The sequence below is a fragment of the Streptomyces sp. NPDC058662 genome, from assembly GCF_042716255.1.
Taxonomy (GTDB): Bacteria; Actinomycetota; Actinomycetes; order Streptomycetales; family Streptomycetaceae; genus Streptomyces.
Map to the genome: position 1 here is coordinate 17441 of NZ_JBHXRU010000061.1, position 21018 is coordinate 38458.

The following is a 21018-nucleotide window of genomic DNA, read 5'->3' on the forward strand; positions in this document are numbered from 1 at the left end:
AGCAAAGTAGCCCCACTCGCCGACACCGTCCGCCCGGGGCACGGGACGCGGGGCGGGCGTCAGGGGCGCACGGTCTGCAGGGCGGGGGTGTCGCAGGCGGGAGCGGGCTGGGAGGCGCGGCGTTCGGTGGTGCTGATGTAGGTGTGCAGGGCCTGGCGGGAGCACAGCAGGGTGGCGATGCGGTCGTCGAGGCCGTGCAGGCGGGCGCGGAGCAGGGCGAAGAGCTCGGGGCAGGGCTCCAGGTCGGGTGCCGTGCCCGTCGCACAGGGCAGGGTGAATGCGATCTCCTGGGTGGACAGTCCCGCTTCGAGGAGTCTCCTGATCTGCGTCACCGTCAGCACGGCCTCGTCGGTGTACTCGCGGTAGCCGCTGGTGCCCCGCCCGGGCCGGAGCAGGCCCTGGGATTCGTAGTACCGCAGCAGGTGCGCGGGTACACCGGTCCGCCGGCTCAACTCCCCGATCAGCATGCCCACTCCACCTTGACCTTCATATCGATGTGAACGTTGATGATCGTGCCATGACCACCACATCTTTCAACCCGCGCTCGCTCCTCGCGGACGCCCGGTTCGGGGTCCTCGCGACGATCAAGGCGGACGGCCGGCCCCAGCTCTCTCCGGTGATGCCCTCCTACGACGAGGAGGCGGACGTGATCTACGTGTCCACGGGCGAGGGGTTCGCCAAGACCGCCAACCTGCGCCGGGACCCCCGCGCCACCCTGGAGGTGTCCAGCCCCGACGGCTGGGCCTGGGCGACCGTCGAGGGCGTGGCGACGCTGACCGGGCCGGGGACCGATCCCCACGGCCCCGAGGTGGAGGCCATGGTGCACTACTACCGGGTGGCCGCCGGGGAGCACCCGGACTGGGACGAGTACCGCGCGGTGATGGTGCGCGAGCGCCGGGTGCTGCTGACGATCTCCGTGGACCGGGTGTACGGGGCCAAGCTCAACTGAGCCCGACCGGCGGGTGCGACGCCTCGTGGGCCGGGGTGCTCGGCGCGCCCCGGCCCCCGGCCTCGCGTCAGGCGTTGAGCAGGGTCTCGGCGTCGTGCGCCGCGAGGAGTGCGATGAGGGCGCGCAGCGCCGCCTCGGTCCGGTCGATCTCGGCGTCGGTGAGGTGGACGGACGGCTCGAAGCGGAGCGTGTTCGTGGCGCTCGCGGTCGGGAAGATGCGGATGTCGTGCGCCCGCAGCAGGTAGCCGGAGAGCAGGTATCCGAGCAGCCCGCCCCGTGCCTGCTCGGCGAGGACCTCCGACGGGGAGTCGGACAGGTCGTGGAATTCGAGGCCGAGCATCAGGCCCCGGCCCCGGACCTCCTTGACGACGCCGCCGAACTCCTCGCGCAGCGTCCCCAGCATCGCCAGCAGCCGGTTGCCCCGCTCCTCGGCCAGCCGGTAGGCCTTCCCGTCGTCGGCCTCCAGCAGGTCCACCGTCCTGCCCGCGATCAGCGTCGAGAAGCTGTCCTTGGCGTAGGTGGAGCTGTGGACGAGTTCGAACTCCTTGCGGTAGCGGGACCCGCGCACGAGTGTGACGGCCGCCTTGGCGATACCGCCGCCCAGGCTCTTGGCCAGGGCGTAGTAGTCGCCCTGGAGGCCGATGTGCGAGCTGGCGAAGAAGGCTCCGGAGCGGCCCATGCCGCTCTGCACCTCGTCGACGACGACCGGGCAGTCGACTGCGGCCAGGAGTTCCCGGATGCGGCGGACGTCGTCACCGTCGAGGACCTTGATGCCCGCCTCGCCCTGGATGGGCTCCAGTACGAAGGCGCCGAAGACGGGCAGGTCGCGTTCGACCACGCGCACGACGCCGTCCGCGACCTCGACGTCGAGCAGGGTCTTGCGCTCCTCCTCGATGACCTTCGCCAGGACGTCGGGCTGGTCCACGGGCACGAAGCGGCACTGTGCGGCGAGGGTCTTGAACGGCGTCCGGTACCCGATGTTGTGGGTGAACTGGACGCTGCCCATCAGCTTTCCGTGAAAGGAGCCCTCCGGGGCCAGGAACACCGGCCCGGCCGCGGCCCGTTCGGCGTTGACGCTCCTGATGCCGGCGATCACACGGTCCAGCGCGGCCTCTCCGGATCCCTCGATACCGGCACCGGCGAACGCCTCGCCCGGCTCCACCCGGGATCCCTCGCGCACCGCGGCGCGCGCCTGGTCGAGGTGCGCATCGATGGACTCCGTGAGCTCGGCGACCTTCATCACGCGGTCGAGTTCGGCGTGCTTGATCGCGACCTCGACGGCCTCCGCGCCGCTGTTGGCGAAAACCGCCGAATAGGGCTCGGTGGTATTGAATTCGCGCCGGATGATGGCGTTGATCTTTCGCGCCAGGTCATTGGCGTACGGATGCCGGGAGAACTGGGCGTGAATCGGTGTGCCCTGGTCCAGCAGCGACTTCGCGTACGCCACTATCTCGGGGTTGTTGTGCCCGAGTATTGCTGACCCGTAGCCGCCCACCAGGTCGAGTACGGCGACTTCCGCGCCCTTGTCGTTCCGGTAGAAGAGGGTGTTCCCCCGGGAGCGCACATACTCGACGCCGAGCCCCAGGGAGGCCAGCCAGGCACCGATGTACGGCTCCGCCAGTTCGAGTTCTTCAAGGTCTTCGACCGCCGGGTTCATCTCGTCCCCTATTCGCTCGTGTCGCGCGACTCTGTTTTCCTGTTTTCCTGTTCCCGGATATCCGGGCACTTCTCCGCCTGATCGCCGGGCAGACTCTAGCATTGGCGCTCCGCACACTGTCCGATGCGGCGTAATTACGCGGTAACAGCCCGCTCTCCGGCCTGTGGGGGCTTCGGCAAGGGCGTCGTAATCAGCGGTTCAATGGGAGCGGCGAGCATCCGATTACCGGACCGTGCCCCTTTTTCCGGGGCGCATTAACCGAATACGGATACGCTCGCCGCGAGGACAGGATCGTCACCTGGCGGATTTGCCTGCGAGGCGACAGAGATCTCGAATCCGCGACCGCCGAAGAGAACTTCGACCCCTCATCGACGAACTCGACTTGACCCCCTGTGCCCCGGCGCACACGAGTATGGAGCTGAGACCACGTGACTGACGACAACCAACTCCGCGAGTACCTCAAGCGTGCGGTCGCCGACGCTCGCGCCTCCCGCAAGCGCCTGCGCGAGGTGGAGGAGCGGGAGCAGGAGCCGATCGCGATCGTCGGCATGGCCTGCCGCTACCCCCACGACGTGAGTTCTCCCGAGCAGTTGTGGCAGGTGGTCGCCGACGGCGTCGACGCCGTGTCGCCCTTTCCCGAGCACCGTGGGTGGTCCGACGACCTCTACGACCCCGACCCCGAGTCGGTGGGCAAGTCCTACACCCGGCACGGCGGGTTCCTGCACGACGCCGACCGCTTCGACCCCGAGTTCTTCGGCATGTCGCCGCGCGAGGCCCTGGCCACCGACCCCCAGCAGCGGCTGCTGCTGGAGACGGCGTGGGAGGCCTTCGAGCGGGCCCGGATCGTCCCGGACGCGGTACGCGGAAGCCGTACGGGTGTGTTCGTGGGCGCGATGTACAACGACTACGGCTCGCGCCCGTACCTGCCGCCCAAGGAGTTCGAGGGGTACCTGTACAGCGGCAGCGCCGGCAGTGTGGCGTCCGGCCGGCTCGCGTACACCTTCGGCCTGGAGGGCCCGGCCGTCACCGTCGACACCGCCTGCTCCTCCTCCCTGGTCGCCCTGCACCTGGCGGCGGCCGCCCTGCGCCGGGGCGAGTGCGACCTCGCCCTGGCCGGCGGCGTGACCGTGCTGGCCACGCCCATGCCGTTCGTCGAGTTCTCCCGGCTGCGCGGACTGTCCCCCGACGGCAGGTGCCGGTCCTTCGCCGCGTCCGCCGACGGCACCGGCTGGGCCGAGGGCGTCGGCATGCTGCTGGTGGCCCGGCTGTCCGACGCGCGGCGCGACAACCTGCCGGTGCTGGCCGTGCTCAGGGGCTCGGCCATCAACCAGGACGGCGCCAGCAACGGCCTCACCGCCCCCAACGGCCCCGCCCAGGAACGGGTGATCCGCCAGGCCCTGGCCAACGCGCGGCTGTCCCCCTCGGACGTCGACGTGGTCGAGGCGCACGGCACCGGCACCACCCTCGGCGACCCGATCGAGGCCGGCGCCCTGGAGGCGACCTACGGTGAGGACCGGCCGGCGGACCAGCCCCTGTGGCTGGGCTCGCTGAAGTCCAACATCGGGCACTCCCAGGCCGCCGCCGGCGTCGGCGGCGTGATCAAGATGGTGCAGGCGATCCGGCACGGCGTCCTCCCGCGGACCCTGCACGCCGACGAGCCCACGCCCCACATCGACTGGGACTCCAGCGCGCTGTCCCTGCTCACCGAGGCCCGCCCGTGGCCGGAGACCGGCCGGCCGCGCCGCGCCGCCGTGTCCTCCTTCGGGTTCAGCGGCACCAACGCGCACGTCATCATCGAGCAGGCCCCGGCCGAGACCGCCGGTGCCGACGCCGAGGCCGAGGAGACGCCCGCCCCCGCACCGGCCGCCGCCGCACCGCCCGCCGCCGTGAGCCTGCCGCTCGCGCCGTGGGTGCTGTCGGCGAAGTCCGCGCAGGCGCTGCGCGACCAGGCCCGCGCGCTGGGTTCCCTGCTCGCCCGGCGCCCGGAGGTCGGCCACCTGGACGCCGCGCTGTCGCTGGCCACCACGCGTTCGGCGCTGCCGCACCGGGCCGTGGTCGTCGCCGCCGACCGCGAGGAGCTCGTACAGGGGCTGGCCGACCTGGCCGCCGACGATCCCGCCGCCGTACGCGGGGTGCAGGAGGACGGCCTGACCGCCTTCATGTTCACCGGCGGGGGTGCCCAGCGGATCGGGATGGCACAGGAACTGCACGCCTCGTTCCCGGTGTTCGCCGCCGCGTTCGACGAGGTGTGCGACGCGCTGGACGAGCACCTGCCGCGTCCGCTGCGTGCCGTCATCGACTCGGGCGACGAGCTGGACAAGATCGACTACACGCTCGCCGCGCTGTTCGCCGTCGGCGTCGCCCTGTTCCGCCAGTTCGAGGCGTGGGGCGTGCACCCGGACTTCGTGATGGGCCACTCCACCGGTGAGCTGATGGCCGCGCACGTCGCGGGCGTCCTGTCGCTGCCCGACGCCGCCACGCTGGTGACCGCGCGCGGGCGGCTGATGCGGTCGCTGCCCGAGGGCGGCGCGATGATCGCCGTCCAGGCGACGGAGGAGGAGGTCCTCGAAACGCTGGGCGACAGCGGCCGGGTGGTGGTCGGCACGATCAACGGCCCGAACTCCGTGGTCGTCTCGGGCGACGAGGAGCCCGCGCTCGCCGTGGCGGCGATCTGGAAGGAGCGGGGCCGCTCCATCAAGCGGCTGCCGATCAGCCAGGCCTCGCACTCGCCGCGCATGGACCCGATCCTGGAGGAGTTCCGCACGATCGCGCGGGGCCTGACCTTCAACCGGCCGAAGATCCGCATCGTGTCCACCGTGACCGGCCAGGTCGAGAACGGGGACCGGTGGAGCACGCCCGACTACTGGGTGGACCAGCTCCGGCAGTCCGTACGCTTCCTCGACGCGGTCCGCACCCTGGAGTCCGAGGGCGTCTCCACCTTCCTGGAACTGGGCCCGGACGGCGTCCTGTCGGCCCTGGCCGCCGCCGGCGTCGAGCGCGGGGCCGTCGCGATCCCCGCCATGCGCAGCAAGCACCCCGAGGCGCGCGGCCTGGTCAGCGCGGTCGGGCAGCTGCACGTACGCGGCGTGGCCGTCGACTGGCCCGCCTTCTTCGCCGGCACCGGTGCGCGGGCGGTCGACCTGCCGACGTACCCCTTCCAGCGCGAGCGGTACTGGCTGGAGCCGTCGGCGGCCGCCGCGCACCGCTTCGGCCCCGGCCCCTCGGACCACCCCCTGCTGGGCACGGCGGTCGCCGTGGCCGGCGCCGACGAGGTCCTGTTCAGCGTGGCGCTCTCGGTGCAGTCGCAGCCCTGGCTGGTGGAGCACACCCTCTCGGACACCGCGGTGCTGCCGGCGTCGGCGCTGGTCGACGCGGCGGTCAGAGCCGGTGGCGAGGTCGGCAGCCCGGTCCTGGAGGAGCTGGCCGTCACGGCCCACCTCGCGGTGCCGGACTCCGGTGAGGTACCGCTCCAGGTGCGGGTCGGCGCGCCGGACGACACGGGCCGCCGACCGGTCACCGTCCACGCCCGGCCCGACGCGGACGCCGCCGAGTGGATGAAGGTGGCCACCGGAACGCTCCGCGAGGAGGACGGCGCGAGCGCCGTCCCGGCGCCGGCCCCCGAGGCCCTCGCCCGGGCCGTCGAGGTCCGCCTCCCCGAGGAGTTCGCCGCTGACCCCGGGAACTTCGGCGTCCACCCGCTGCTCCTGCAGGGCGCCCTGGCCTCGGACGCCGGGGCGGACGCGGCTCCCGCCGCCCCGCGCCTCGCCGTGCGGTGGCGCGGCGTACGGCTCCACACCCCCGGCGCCACCTCCGTGCGCGCCCTGCTCACCCCGCTGGCCGACGGAGCCGTCTCCGTGCTGCTCACGGACGCGGACGGCGTGCCGGTGGCGACCGTCGAGTCGGTGGTCCGGCGCGCGGCCGCCCCCGCCGACCTCGTCGGCGCCCCCGGCCCTCTGCGCGCACTGCACCGGCTCACCTGGACCCCGCTGCCCTCCCGGCAGCCGGACCGCCCCGCGCCCTGGGCGACCCTGGGCGGCATACCGGACGGGGAGCCCGGCGTCCCGCACTACGCGGACCTCGCGGCCGCCGGCCGGGCGGTGGCAGCCGGTGCGCCCGCGCCCGTCCTCCTCGTCCACCTGGAGGCCGCGGCGCGGGACGAGGGCGCTGCCGACGGCGATGTCCTCGTCCGCGTGCACGAGAGCACCCGGGCCGCGCTGGCCCTGCTGCGCGAGTGGCTGGCCGATGAGCGGCTGGCCGATTCCCGGCTGGTGCTCGTCACCCGGGGCGCGGCGGCCGCGGCCGAGTCGGACGAGCTCCGCCTCGACGCGGCGGCGCTCTGGGGCCTGGTCCGCTCCGCGCAGGCGGAGAACCCGGACCGCATCGTGCTCGTCGACGCCGACACGGAGCGGGTGGCCGCGCAGGCCCTGTCCGCCCTGCTCGCCTCGGACGAACCCCAGGCCGCGGTACGGGAGGGCCGGATCCTGGTTCCCCGGCTGAGCCGGGTCGCCCCCGACGCCGTACGGCGCGGCCCGGACCCGGTCTGGCGGCCGGCGGGCACCGTCCTGGTCACCGGCGGTACGGGCGCCCTGGGCGCGGCGGTCGCCCGCCACCTCGTCGCCGAGCACGGGGTCTCCCACCTGCTGCTGGCGAGCCGCCGCGGCGAGCGGTCCCCCGGCGCCGACCTGCTGCGCGAGGAGCTCACCGCCCTCGGCGCGACGGTGCGCTTCGCGGCCGTCGACGTCGCCGACCGCGACGCCGTCCAGGCACTGCTGTCCGAGGTGCCCGCCGAGCACCCGTTGACCGGTGTCGTCCACGCGGCGGGCGTCCTGGACAACGACCTGGTCCCCTCGATGACCGACGCGCAGGTGCGTTCGGTGCTGCGGGCCAAGGCGGACTCCGCCTGGCACCTGCACGAGTTGACCCGCGACCACGACCTGTCGGCCTTTGTGCTGTTCTCCTCGCTCGTCGGTGTGTTCGGCGGGCCCGGTCAGGCCAACTACGCCGCGGCCGCCGCCTTCCTGGACGCGCTGGCGCTCCGGCGGACGGCACGGGGACTGCCCGCGACCTCGCTGGCATGGGGCCTGTGGGACGTGGCGGGCGGGATCAACGCGGGGCTGACCGACACCGACCGGTCCCGGTTCGCCCGCGACGGCTTCGTCCCGGTCGCGGCGCAGGAGGGGCTGGAGCTGTTCGACGCCGCGCTCACCGTGGAGGCCGGCGCGCTGACCGCCACGCCGTTCGACCTGGCGGCCGTACGCGCCGGCGACCGTATCCCGCCGCTCCTGCGGGGGCTGGCCGGGGTGGGGACCCGCAGGACGGCGCGGACCGACGCCACCGGGGGCCTCCCGCTCGCCGCGCGGCTCGCCGACCTGGCCGGCGCCGAGCGGCAGGAGTTCGTACTCGACCTGGTGCGCGGCGAGGTGGCGGTCGTGCTCGGCTTCCGCGACGCGGCGGCCGTCGACGCCCAGCGGCCGTTCCAGGAGCTGGGCTTCGACTCGCTCACCGCCGTGCAGCTGCGCAACCGGCTGGGGGCCGTGAGCGGCGCCCGGCTGCCGGCGACCGTGGTGTTCGACCACCCGACGCCGGCCGCGCTCGCCGACTTCCTGCTCGCCGCCGTCGCGCCGGCCGACGGGGCCGCACCGCAGTCCCCGGTCCTCGCCGAACTGGACAAGCTGGAGGACGTCCTGTCGGCGGCTACGGACGACGACGGGGACCGCGCCCACATCACCGTCCGGCTCCAGACCATCCTCTCGCGGTGGATGGAGGCATGGGGAACACCCGGCGAGACGGAGCCGGCGGGGTCCCTGGAGTCGGCCTCGACCGCGGAGCTCCTCGACTTCATCGACAACGAACTCGGCCGGGCCAGCAACTGATGTCCCGCACTGCCGCCACGAGAAGGATATGAGTCGCCCCATGGCAGATGAGAAGAAGCTGGCCGACTACCTGAAATGGGTCACGGCCGACCTCCAGAAGGCCCGCCACCGCATCGCGGAGCTGGAGTCCGGGAGAGAGGAGCCCGTCGCCATCGTCGGGATGGCCTGCCGCTATCCCGGCGGGGTGTCCTCGCCCGACGACCTGTGGCAGTTGGTCACCGACGGCCGCGACGGCATCTCCGAGTTCCCCACCGACCGCGGCTGGGACCTGGACGGCCTGTACGACGCCGACCCGGACACGCCCGGCACCTCGTACACCCGCGAGGGCGGCTTCCTCGACGGGGCGGCGGAGTTCGACGCCGGCTTCTTCGGGATCTCCCCGCGCGAAGCCGTCTCGATGGACCCCCAGCAGCGGGTCGTGCTCGAATCCGCCTGGGAGACCTTCGAGCAGGCGGGCATCGACCCGACGTCGCTCCAGGCCGCCCGGGTCGGCGTCTTCGTCGGCGCCGTGGACCAGACGTACCTCGGACTCCAGGGGCCCGCCGAGCTGGAGGGCTACCTGATGACGGGCAAGCTCAGCAGCGTGGTGTCCGGCCGCGTCTCGTACGCGTTCGGCTTCGAGGGTCCCGCGATCACGGTCGACACGGCGTGCTCGTCGTCCCTGGTCGCCCTGCACCTCGCGGCGCAGTCCGTGCGCAGGGGCGAGTCGAGCCTGGCCCTCGCTGGCGGCGTGACGATCAGCGGCACGCCCGGCGGGTTCGTCGACTTCTCCCGGCAGCGCGGTCTGGCCACCGACGGCCGGTGCAAGTCCTTCGCCGGCGCGGCCGACGGCACCAGCTGGTCCGAGGGCGTGGGCCTGCTGCTGATCGAGCGGCTGTCCGACGCCGTGAAGAACGGGCACCGCGTCCTCGCCGTGCTGCGGGCGTCGGCCGTCAACCAGGACGGCGCGTCCAACGGGCTCACCGCACCCAACGGCCCGTCCCAGGAACGGGTGATCCGCCAGGCCCTCGCCGAGGCCCGGCTGGACGCGTCCGACGTGGACGCGGTCGAGGCACACGGCACCGGCACCCGGCTCGGCGACCCCATCGAGGCCCAGGCCCTGCTGGCCACCTACGGCGCGGCGCACCCGCCGGAGCGCCCGCTGTGGCTGGGTTCGCTGAAGTCCAACATCGGGCACTCCGTCGCGGCGGCCGGCGTCGGCGGCGTGATCAAAATGGTCCAGGCGATCCGCCACGGCGTGCTGCCCAAGACCCTGCACGTGGACGAGCCGACGCCGCTGGTCGACTGGTCGGCGGGAGCGGTGGAGCTGCTCACCGAGCAGCGGGCCTGGCCGCGTACGGACCGCCCGCGCCGGGCGGCGGTCTCCGCGTTCGGGGTGAGCGGTACGAACGCGCACGTGATCCTGGAGCAGGCCCCCGAGGCCGAACCGGAGGCGGCCGGGGCGGCCGCTCCCGCGGCGGAGCTGCCGGCCCTGCCGTGGATCCTGTCGGCCCGGAGCGCGGACGCCCTGCGCGCCCAGGCCCGCGGCCTGCTCGCCCACGTCGAGCGGAACCCGGACCTCGCGGCGCGGGACATCGCGTACGCGCTGGCGACGACCCGGGCCCCACTGGAGCACCGCGCCTCGGTGGTGGGCACGGACGCCGGCTCGCTGCTGGCGGGGCTGCGCTCCCTCGCCCTGGACGAGCCCGGAACCGCCGCGGCCACCGGGGTCGCCAGGACGGGCAAGTCGGGCTTCCTGTTCACCGGGCAGGGCAGCCAGCGGGTGGCGATGGGCCTGGAACTGCGGGCGGCTTTCCCGGTGTTCGCCGAGGCCTTCGACGCGGTGTGCGCCGAGGTCGACCCGCACCTGGACCGTCCCCTGCGGGAGGTCATCGAAACCGGGGACCGGCTGCACGAGACGGGCTACGCGCAGCCCGCGCTGTTCGCGGTCGAGGTGGCGCTGTTCCGGCTCGCCGAGTCGTGGGGGGTGCGCCCGGACTTCCTCGTCGGCCACTCGGTCGGCGAGCTGGCCGCCGCGCACGTGGCGGGCGTCCTGACGCTCGCCGACGCGGCGGCGGTGGTCAGCGCCCGGGGCAGGCTGATGCAGGCGTTGCCGGCGGGAGGGGCCATGGCGGCCCTGCACGCCACGGCCGAGGAGGTACAGCCCCTGGTCGACGCCCGTACGGGTGCCGTCGGCATCGCCGCGGTCAACGGCCCCTCCTCGACCGTGGTGTCCGGCGACGAGGACGCGGTCGCCGAGATCACCGCGACCGTCCGCGGATGGGGGCGCGCGACCAAGCGGCTGTCGGTCAGCCACGCGTTCCACTCACCCCTGATGGAGCCGATGCTGGAGGAGTTCGGGCGCGTCGTGCGCGGTGTCACGCTGAGCGCCCCGACCGTCCCCATCGTGTCCACCGTCACCGGATCCCTCGCCACCGAGGAGCAGTTGCGCTCCCCGGAGTACTGGATCGACCAGGTGCGCCGGCCGGTCCGCTTCCTCGACGCGGTCCGCACCCTCGCCGACCAGCACGTGAGCGCCACGCTGGAGCTCGGACCCGCCGGGGTGCTCTCGGCGATGGTCGAGGACTGCGTCGCCGACCGGTGGCCTGTCCTGGCGGTCGCCGCGGTGCGCTCGGGGATGCCCGAACCGCTGGCCGCGGTCACCGCCCTGGGCCGCCTGTGGAGCGCCGGCGTCCGGGTCGACTGGCGGTCGTTCTTCGCCCCCGCGCGGCCCCGGCCGGTGAGCCTGCCCACGTACGCGTTCCAGCGCGAGCGGTACTGGGTGGAGTCCGCGGCCCCGGCCGGCGGGGCGGGCCGCGGTGCGTCGGCGGCCGACCACCCGCTGCTGGAGTCGGCGGTCGAGGTGGCCGGGCGGGACGAGATGGTCTTCACCGGCCGGCTGTCGCCGCGGTCCCAGCCGTGGCTCGCCGGGCACGCCCTGTTCGGCGCCCCGGTGCTGCCGGGGTCCGCGCTGCTGGACATGCTGGTCCGGGCGGGCGACGAGCTCGGGTGCACCGTCGTGGACGAACTGGTGGTGCGGCAGCCGGTCGTCCTGCCCGAGCGGGGGCGCCTCAAGGTCCAGATCGTCGTCGGCGCGGCGGACGGGAGCGGCCGTCGCGTGTTCACCGTGCACACGGGAGCCGACGAGGAGCACCCCGCGTGGACCGTGAGCGCGTCCGGCGCGCTGAGCCCCGGCGGGCGCGAGGCCGCGTTCGAGTCCGGCGCGTGGCCGCCCCCGGGCGCGGAGGCGCTGGACCCGGTGTACGAGCGCCGCGCGGCGGCCGGCTTCTCCGCCGGGCCCGCGTTCGAGGGCCTGACCGCGCTCTGGCGCCGGGAAGGCGAGCTGTTCGCGGAGGTCCGGCTGCCCGAGGGCACCCCGGTCGACGGGTTCGGGCTGCATCCCGCGCTGCTGGACGCCGCGGTGCAGGGCGCCGTGCTCGCCGCGGGCCGGTCGGGGGTCGTCGCGCACTGGCGCGGATTCCGGCTGCACGCGGTGGGGGCGTCCTCGGTCCGGGCGCGCATCACCCCGGAGCCCGACGGCGCGCTGACGGTGCGCCTGACCGACCTGTCCGGCCGGCCGGTCGCGTCCATCGCCGCCGCCGTCACCCGGCCGGTGGACGAGCAGGACATCGCCTCGGCCCGGTCGCGTCCGCAGGACTCCCTGTTCCAGGTCGCCTGGAACCCGGTCACCGTGGCGGAGCGGAGCGAGGGCGCCGCCTGGGCGGTGCTGGAGAGCGGCGCCGACGGCGAAAGCCACCTGCCCGGGGTGCGGTTCGCCGACGCGGGGGCTGCCCTGGAGTCGCCCGCCGCGTTCGACGCCCTGCTCGCCCCGTTCGTGTACGCGCCGGGCGGCGACGTGGCGGCCCGGGCGCACCAGGCCGCGCGGCGTGCGCTGGAACTGGCCCGGACCTGGCCCTCGGACGAGCGGTCCGCCGACACCCCGCTGGTCGTGGTGACACGGGGGGCGGTGTCCACGGGCCGGGGCGCGGACCGGGACGCCGGCGTGTCCGATCTCGTCGCCGCACCGGTCTGGGGGCTGCTGCGCTCGGCGCAGTCGGAGATGCCCGGCCGGATCGTGCTGGTCGACCTGGACGACGATCCGGCGTCGGCGGCGGCGCTGCCCGCCGTCCTCGCGTCCGGCGAGCCGCAGGCCGCGGTGCGCGCCGGCGCGGTGTTCGTCCCCCGGCTCGCCCGGCTCGCGGCCCCCGAACCGGATCCCGAGCCGGCGCCAGGCCCCTGGCGGCGCGGCGGCACCGTACTGGTCACGGGCGGTACGGGCGCGCTCGGCGCGCTGTTCGCCCGCCACCTCGTGCGCACGCACGGCGTCTCCCAGCTGCTGCTCGTCAGCCGCAGCGGACCGGCGGCCCCGGGCGCGGAGGAACTCGCCGGCGAGCTCGCCGAACTGGGCGCCAAGGTGACGGTGACCGCCTGCGACATCGCCGACCGCGAGGCCCTCGCCGCACTGCTGGCCGCCATCCCCGCCGAGCACCCGCTCACCGGGGTCGTGCACACCGCGGGTGTGCTCGACGACGGGCTGATCACGGTCCTGGGCCCGGACCGGCTCGCGGCCGTACTGCGTCCCAAGGTGGACGCGGCGTGGAACCTGCACGAGCTCACACGGGACCACGACCTGTCGGCCTTCGTCCTGTTCTCCTCCATCGCGGGTGTCGTGGGCGGCCCCGGCCAGGCCAACTACGCCGCGGCCAACAGCTTCCTCGACGCGCTCGCGGAGCACCGCGCCGCGCAGGGGCTCCCGGCCACCTCCCTCGCCTGGGGCCTGTGGACCGCCGCCGGCGGCATGGGCGGCGGGCTCGGCGAGGCGGACCTCAAGCGCATCGCCCGCACGGGCATGCTGCCGGTCACCGAGGAGGCGGGGCCGGGACTGATGGACAGCGCGCTGCGGCTCGACCGGGCGGCCGTCGTGGCCTCCCCCCTCGACCTGGCGGCGCTGCGGGCCCGGGGCGGGCAGGTGCCGCTCGTGTTCGGCGCCCTGGCGCGCACGACGCGGCGCCACGTGGCGCAGGACAGCGTCGCCGAGGCCGTCTCCCTGGAACAGCGCCTGGCGGGGCTGTCCGGGGAGCGGCAGCGGGAGGCGGTCCTCGACTTCGTCCGCGCCGAGGTCGCCCTGGTCCTCGGCCACGCCGACGCGAGCGCGATCGAAGCCGACCGCCTCTTCTCCGAACTCGGTTTCGACTCCCTGATATCCGTCGAACTGCGCAACCGGTTGGGCGCCTCGACGGGTGTGCGGCTGTCGGCCTCGGTGGTCTTCGAACACCCGACGCCCGCCGCGCTGACCGAGCACCTGTGCTCCCTGCTCCTGGCCGCGACGCCCGGGGACGCCGCCGCGGGACCCGCCGCGGTGGACTTCCCCGCGGAGGTCCACCTCCCCGACGACGTGCGGGCGGCCGACACCGTCAGCCTCGTGGCCGCCGACCCCCGCGAGGTGCTGCTGACCGGCGCCAGCGGCTTCCTCGGCGCGTTCCTGCTGCGCGACGTGATGCGGTCGACCACGGCCCGCGTGCACTGCCTGGTGCGCGGGGCCGACGAGGCCGACGCCGCGCGCCGGCTGCGCGAGAACCTCGCCTGGTACCAGGTCATCGACGAGGTCGACCTGGACCGGGTCTCGGTGGTCGTCGGCGATCTCAGCGCGCCGCTGCTGGGACTGGCCGAGAACCGGTTCGACGACCTGGCGCGCCGCGTCGACGTGGTCTACCACGCCGGTGCGACGGTGAGTTGGCTGCGCCCGTACACCGAGCTCCGCCAGGCCAACGTGGGCGGTACGCGCGAAGTGCTGCGGCTCGCGGCCCGGCACCGGACCGTGCCCGTGCACTACGTGTCGACGACGGGTGTCTTCCCCGAGCCCGCCGGCGAGGGGGAGCCCGTACCGGTCGGGCCGAACGAGCCGACCGGTCCCGCCGCATCCCTGTGGAACGGCTACCTGCAGAGCAAGTGGGTGGCCGAGCAGACCATCGAACTCGCACGGGAGCGGGGCATCCCCGTCTCGATGTACCGGGTCGACGTGGTCTGCGGCGACCGCGGCACGGGTGCCTGCCAGACGCGGGACTTCGTCTGGTTGAGCCTCAAGGGCCTGCTGCAGGCCGGCGCCGTGCCGGACCGGCTCGCCGGGGTGTTCCACATGGTCCCGGTGGACTACGTCAGCGGGGCGATCGTGAACCTCTCGTCGCGGGAGGAGACCGCGAACCGGACCTTCCACCTCTACAACGAGCAGACGCAGGCCTTCGCGGACTTCGTCGGCCACCTGAGGGCCTTCGGGTACGAGCTGCCCGAGCTGGAGTGGGACGCGTGGCGGGAGCTGGTGCGGGCCGACCGCGACAACGCGCTCACCCCGCTGCTCGACGCCTTCGAGGCCATCATGGCCGGCGACGGCCGGGCGACCTATCCGCCGATGGACGTGACGGAGACCGAGCTCGCACTGGCCGGAACGGGGATCGAGTGCCCGGAGATCGGCCGCGAGCTGTTCGAGAACTACGTGGATTTCTTCGTAACGGGCGGCTACTTCCCGAAGGCCGGCGGATGAGCCGCACCGGGTCGCGTCAGTCGGCCCGATCGACACAAGGAGAGACGACTACCGTGGCGAATGCTGATCGAAACCGGGCGATCGTGCTGGGAGCGAGCATGGCGGGGCTGCTGGCGGCCCGTGTCCTCGCGGACGCGTACACCGACGTGGTGGTCGTGGACCGGGACGACCTCGGGGACCACGACTGCTCGGGCGCGCACGACTGCCCGCGGCGGGGCGTCCCCCAGGGGCAGCACGTGCACGCCCTGCTGGCGCGGGGCCGGCACATCATGGAGGAGCTGCTCCCCGGCCTCACCGACGAGCTGATCGCCACCGGAGCCGTGGCGGGCGACGTCACCGGCAACGTCCGCTGGCTGATGGACGGGCAGCTCATGCCGAAGCCCCACTCGGACATGCTGCTGCTCTCCATGAGCCGGCCGCACCTGGAACAGGCCGTACGGCGCCGGGTGCGCGCCCTGCCGAACGTGACGTTCCTCGACCGGCACGACATAGCCGGCCTGCTGACCTCGCAGGACAACGCCGAGGTCACCGGGGTGACCGTGGCGCACGACGGCGCCGAGCGCGCCCTCGCGGCGGACCTGGTCGTCGACGCCACCGGGCGGCGCTCGCGCACCCCGGCATGGCTGAAGGAGCTCGGCTACCCCGCCCTCGCGGAGGACCAGCAGAAGATCAGCGTGGGGTACGCCACGCAGTACTTCCGGCTGTCGCCCGACCAGATGAAGGACGAGATCTCCATCGACGTGGTGGCCTCGCCGACCACGCCGCGCGGTGCCATCTGCGCCAGGATCGAGGGGGGCCGCGCCGTGGTGACGGCGTACGGCATCCTCGGCGCCTACCCGCCCAACGACTCCGAGGGGTTCCTCGACTTCCTCAAGTCGCTGTCCGCGCCGGACATCTACGAGACGGTACGGGAGCACGAGCCGCTGGCCGACCCGATCGCGTACCGCTTCCCGGCCAACCTGCTCCGCCGGTACGAGCGCATGGCCTCCTTCCCCGCCGGGCTGCTCGTCCTCGGCGACGCGGTGTGCAGCTTCAACCCGGTCTACGGCCAGGGCATGACCGTCGCCGCGCTGGGCGCGACCGTCCTGCGCGACCACGTGTCCCGGGCGGGTGCGCCGGACGCCGCGGCCTACTTCGCGGACCTCGCGGAGCGGGCCGTGGACAACGTGTGGTCCATGACCACGGGCGCGGACCTCGCCTTCCCGGGTGTCGAGGGCGAGCGCACCGAGGAGCTGCTGGAGGAGCAGGCGTACATCGACAGCCTGCTCCAGGCGGCGACGCGGGACCACTCGCTGCTGACCGCGTACGCCCGGGTCGTCTTCCTGGTCGATCCGCCGTCCGCGCTCGCCGCGCCGGAGGTCCAGGCGGCCGTGCTGGCGGCGTCGGATCCGGCCGCGGCCGCGCAGGACGGGGCGCGGTGACCGAGGCAGCCCGAAGCGGAGCCGGACTCCGGCTGATGTGAGGCCGGTTTCCGCCCACTTCACCAGCGGGCGGTCCGGCTCCGGTCTCAGCCCGGTCATTGCCGGCTCTACCGCGCTGACCGGCGGCGATTACTCCTTGATGGATGTCCGATGACGGACGGTCAGTACCGTGGGACGTACCGAAATGCGGTCCGATGCCCAACGATGGACAAAGAAACGGAGCGGCTCACCATGGCCAGCGACACCAACGCCCGCTATCTGGCGGGCGACATCGAAAAGCACCAGGAACTGTTCGGCGAGGCGTTCAACTCCGGTGACGTGGACGCGGTCAACGCCATGTACACCGAGGACGCGGTCGGCGTGTGGGACCCGGGCCGGCCGCTGGCCGGCCAGGCCCGGCGGGACAAGGTCAAGGACTTCATGTCCTACGGTCCGACGGTCGAGGCGGAGGTGCTCCAGTCGATCGTCAACGGGGACACCGCGATGCTGGTCGTGAAGTGGTCCATGGAGACCACGTCCCCCGAGGGCAAGCCCGAGCACCTGGAGGGCACCGCCATCGACGTCCTGCACCGCGGGGAGGACGGCAACTGGCGCTACGTCATCGACAACCCCTACGGCGCCAGCGGTCCCTACGGCGCCGAGGGCTGAGGAATTCGTGTCAGCCGCTCCGGCGCCGCGCCGGGGCGGCGGCTCCGAAGGACTGCCGGTAGTCGGTGGGGGTGACGCCCACGTGCAGGGTGAAGTGGCGGCGCAGGTTGGCCGCCGTACCCAGACCGCTGTGCTCGCTGATCCGCTCGATCGGCAGGTCGGTGGTCTCCAGCAGGGACTGGGCGCGGACCAGGCGCTGGTTGAGCAGCCACTTCAGCGGGGTCGTCCCGGTGACGGCCTGCAGCCGGCGGAAGAAGGTCCGCGTGCTCAGCCCGGCGTACTTGGCCATCTCCTCGACCGTCAGCGGCTCGTCGAGGTGCTGGGCGGCCCAGTCCAGTACGGGTCCGAGGCCGTCGTCGTCGGTGACGGGGACGGACAGGTCCACGAACTGGGACTGGCCGCCGGGACGGTGGCCCGACACCACCATCCTGCGGGCCAGTTGGTTGGCCACGTGGGCACCGAGATCACGTCGTACGAGGTGCAGGCAGAGATCCATGCCGGCGGACATGCCGGCGCTGGTGAGGACGTCGCCCTCGTCGATGTACAGCACCGCCTCGTCGACCTCCACCCGGGGGTAGCGCTTCGCGAGGTCCGCCGTGTTCGTCCAGTGCGCGGTGGCCCGGCGGCCGTCGAGGAGGCCGGCTTCGGCGAGCGCGAACGCCCCTGTGCACAGGGACACCATGCGCGCGCCGTTGCGGGCCGCCTGGCGCAGGGCGTCGATGAACGCGGCGGGGAGCGCCTCGCCGCGGGAGACGACCCCGTCGGGGACGGACGGGACGATCACGGTGTCCGCGGTGACGAGTTCGTCCAGCCCGTGCTCGGTGCGTACGGAGAATCCTCGCGCCCCGGCGGCGGGGGGCTCGGAGACGGAGCACAGCAGCAAGTCGTACCAGGGGTCGGCGAGATCCGGCTGGGGATGGCCGAACACCGCGTAGGCGATGGCCGCCTCGTAGACCTCGCACACCTGCATATCCGTGTCGTTGATGATCGCTATCGCGACAGACCCAGGACTCATGGCGCGAGTCTATGGCAGGAATTTTTCGACATGGGGCACTACTGCCACTGTCGACGCCCACTCGGTCGGTGCGATCGTGCCGGTACAGCAGATCGGCCATCGCCGCGACGCCAGATTTCACAGTGAACTGAACGGGAGTACGTAGTGACGAACACCAATGCGGCCCAGGCGCCGGTGACGGTCGTCGGTCTCGGACTGATGGGCCAGGCCCTGGCTTCTGCTTTCACCAAGAACGGTCACCCCACCACGGTGTGGAACCGCACGGCCGCGAAGGCCGAGCCGGTCGTCGCCCAGGGCGCCACCCTCGCCGGTTCGGTCGAGGACGCCATCGCGGCGAGCCCGCTCGTCGTCGTCTGCGTCTCGGACTACACCGCCGTGCGCGGACTCCTGGACCCGCTGGCCGGCGCCCTCAAGGGCAAGGTCCTGGTCAACCTGACGACCGGTACCTCCACGCAGGCCCGTGAGACCGCCGCCTGGGCGGCGCAGCACGAGGTCGTCTACCTCGACGGTGCGATCATGGCCATCCCGCCGGACATCGCCACCGACGCCGCCGTCCTGCTCTACAGCGGCCCGAAGGAGGCCTTCGAGGCCCACGAGGCCACCCTGGGCAGCCTCGGCGCCGCGGGCACCACGTACCTCGACAGCGACCACGGCCTGTCCGCGCTCTACGACATGTCGCTGCTCGGCATCATGTGGGGCATCCTCAACGGCTTCCTGCAGGGCGCCGCCCTGCTCGGCACCGCCAAGGTGAAGGCCACGACCTTCGCCCCGCTGGCGAACACGATGATCAACGTGGTCACCGAGTACGTCACCGCCTACGCGCCCCAGATCGACGAGGGCAAGTACCCGGCCGACGACGCCACCATGACGGTCCACCAGGAGGCGCTGGAGCACCTCGCCGAGGAGAGCGAGACCCTCGGCATCAACTCCGAGCTGCCGCGCTTCTTCAAGGCCCTGACCGACCGCGCGGTGGCCGACGGCCACGCCGGCAGCAGCTACGCCGCGCTGATCGAGCAGTTCCGCAAGCCCAACGCGTGACCTGACCGGCTCCGCACCGCACGTCCGCCGCCGGGGAACGGCCCACCGTTCCCCGCGGCGTCCGCGCCGCGCCGTTCCGAGGCCTCATACCGGCCCCGGGGCGGCGCGGCGTCGTTGTGCCCCGCGCGTCGGAACAAAGATCTCACTGCTCCCTCCCCGGCGCCCACGCGGCGCGATTACCGGTCCGATTCCCCACAGGGACTGGAATTACCCGGGTGTGACTGGAAATCGCCGTTGCTCGGCTACGTTGAGGCCGCGCTTTCCGGACCGCACCGCGATCCCCGTTCGGACGCGGTGAAAGTCATTGGCCTCTCGACATTCCGTCGGGCCAAGGAAGTGCGCGGTATTTCGCGCCGGCGACACACCAAGGAGAATCGTGAGAAGTACGACCGATCGCGGCCCGATATCAGCGACCGCGAACGCGGCTTCCGCACCACACGGGACCGCGACGCACCTACCGCGTCGCACGCTCCTGAAGGCGGCGGGTACCGCCACCCTCGCCGCCGCCGCGGGCCTGGCCGTCGCCGGCCCCGCCGCCGCCGAGGGACGCCGCGACTACGACGTCATCGTCGTCGGCGCCGGCCTGGCCGGTGTCACGGCCGCCCGTGAACTGCGGGCGCAGGGCAAGCGGGTCCTCCTGCTGGAGGCCCGCGACCGCATCGGCGGGCGCACCTGGACCGACACCTTCCGCGGCCAGCAGATCGAGCGCGGCGGCACCTGGGTCGACCGCCGCCAGCCCCACGTCTGGCGGGAACTGAACCGCTACCGGATCCCGATCATCGCCGACACCGGCGTCGACCGCGCCATCCTGCCGACCCTGACCGGCTTCCAGGAGTACGACCCGACCGAGGCGTACGAGCGCCAGAACCAGCTGTTCACCCCGTTCTTCGACGGTGCGACGCAGGCCTTCGACCGGCCCTACGAACCGTTCCACCAGGAGGCCCTGGTCCGCGACATGGACCAGTACTCCCTGCGCGACCGGCTCGACCAGCTGAACTACGCGCCTGAGGACGAGATCCGCCTCACGAGCACGACCTCGCTGTTCGGCGGGTCCAGCCGGCGCGGCGCGTTCAGCCACCTCGCCCAGTGGTGGGCCCTGGCCGGGGGGACCTTCGAGGAGTTCCACGGCCTGAACACCTTCCGCCCCCAGACCGGCACGATCTCCCTGGTACAGGCCATCCTCAAGGACGCCGCGCCGACCCTCAAGCTCAACTCGCCGGTCGCGTCCGTGGTCCAGAAGGGCGGCCGGGCCCGCGTCACCACCCGGAGCGGGGCGGAGTACCAGGCCGCCGAGGTCATCATGGCCGTGCCCGTCAACGTGTGGAAGACGATCCAGTTCGACCCGCCGCTGCCCGAGTCCCACCGGCTGGCGTCGGGCCAGGGCTTCGGCGTGCCGCACGAGAAGAAGCTGTGGCTCACCCTGCGCCGGCCGGCCGACCGCTTCATCGCGGAGGCCCCGGAGGGCTACCCGATCTGCATCATGGGCCGGCTCAACGAGGGCCAGGACGTCGTGGCGTTCAGCGTGAAGGACAGCTTCGACGTCTCCAGCCGGGCCCAGGTCGACGCCGCGGTGAAGCAGATCATCCCGGACGCCGAGCTGGTCGACTACACCGCCACCGACTGGCACACCGACGAGTTCGCGCTGGGCGTCGGCGTCTTCCGCCAGCCGTTCCAGCTCACGCGCCTGCACCGCGACATCAACCGCCCGTTCGGCCGCGTCAAGTTCGCCGGCGGGGACATCGCCGACGGCTGGAGCGGTTACATGGACGGCGCCATCGAGTCCGGTCTGCGGGTCGCCGGCTCCCCCACCCTGAACACCCCCGCGCCCGCCGTCGCGGCGGGCGCGGCCGGATTCGCGGTCCCGCCGGGCAACCGGCGGCACAACCGCTCGCTCCGCTCC

The 21018-nt window shown here is 73.3% G+C and carries 9 protein-coding genes and 1 pseudogene; 7 read left to right on the top strand and 3 right to left on the bottom strand.

All coding sequences use genetic code 11. From position 1 onward, the window contains the following. Nucleotides 1-59: 59 nt before the first annotated feature. A complete protein-coding gene (locus ACFWUQ_RS20940) occupies nt 60-467 on the bottom strand; it encodes a MerR family transcriptional regulator (protein ID WP_384540010.1) in 408 nt (135 codons plus the stop codon). Nucleotides 468-517: 50 nt separating this feature from the next. On the opposite strand from ACFWUQ_RS20940, the gene ACFWUQ_RS20945 reads away from it, so the two are divergent. After that, complete coding sequence (locus ACFWUQ_RS20945) at nt 518-949, top strand: PPOX class F420-dependent oxidoreductase (protein ID WP_384540012.1); 432 nt, start codon at nt 518-520, stop codon at nt 947-949. A gap of 67 nt (nt 950-1016) precedes the next feature. Here ACFWUQ_RS20945 and ACFWUQ_RS20950 read toward each other — a convergent pair whose 3' ends face one another. Next, nucleotides 1017-2606: an aspartate aminotransferase family protein gene (locus tag ACFWUQ_RS20950; RefSeq protein WP_384540014.1), complete on the bottom strand. Its 1590-nt coding sequence runs from the start codon at nt 2604-2606 to the stop codon at nt 1017-1019. A 437-nt stretch (nt 2607-3043) separates the two neighbouring features. Here ACFWUQ_RS20950 and ACFWUQ_RS20955 point away from each other — a divergent pair. The 4 genes and pseudogenes from ACFWUQ_RS20955 to ACFWUQ_RS20970 all read left to right on the top strand — a co-directional run. Further along, a pseudogene (locus tag ACFWUQ_RS20955) lies at nt 3044-8479 on the top strand (SDR family NAD(P)-dependent oxidoreductase); the annotation flags it as partial. 40 nt (nt 8480-8519) lie between these two features. Next, nucleotides 8520-14996 (top strand): thioester reductase domain-containing protein, encoded by a 6477-nt coding sequence (locus ACFWUQ_RS20960; RefSeq protein WP_384540017.1) that lies wholly within the window; start codon nt 8520-8522, stop codon nt 14994-14996. 53 nt (nt 14997-15049) lie between these two features. Then, entirely contained in the window at nt 15050-16417 is a 1368-nt protein-coding gene (locus tag ACFWUQ_RS20965) for an FAD-dependent oxidoreductase (protein WP_384540019.1), read from the top strand. A 204-nt stretch (nt 16418-16621) separates the two neighbouring features. Further along, nucleotides 16622-17065: a YybH family protein gene (locus ACFWUQ_RS20970; protein ID WP_384540022.1), complete on the top strand. Its 444-nt coding sequence runs from the start codon at nt 16622-16624 to the stop codon at nt 17063-17065. Nucleotides 17066-17075: 10 nt separating this feature from the next. On the opposite strand, the gene ACFWUQ_RS20975 is transcribed toward ACFWUQ_RS20970, so the two are convergent. After that, a complete protein-coding gene (locus tag ACFWUQ_RS20975) occupies nt 17076-18080 on the bottom strand; it encodes a GlxA family transcriptional regulator (protein WP_384540025.1) in 1005 nt (334 codons plus the stop codon). A 144-nt stretch (nt 18081-18224) separates the two neighbouring features. Here ACFWUQ_RS20975 and ACFWUQ_RS20980 point away from each other — a divergent pair, with 144 nt between their 5' ends. Beyond that, on the top strand, nt 18225-19118 hold the full coding sequence (locus tag ACFWUQ_RS20980) for an NAD(P)-dependent oxidoreductase (protein ID WP_384540027.1): 894 nt from the start codon (nt 18225-18227) through the stop codon (nt 19116-19118). Nucleotides 19119-19494: 376 nt separating this feature from the next. After that, a partial coding sequence (locus tag ACFWUQ_RS20985; protein WP_384540030.1) for a flavin monoamine oxidase family protein occupies nt 19495-21018 on the top strand: 1524 nt, incomplete at its 3' end.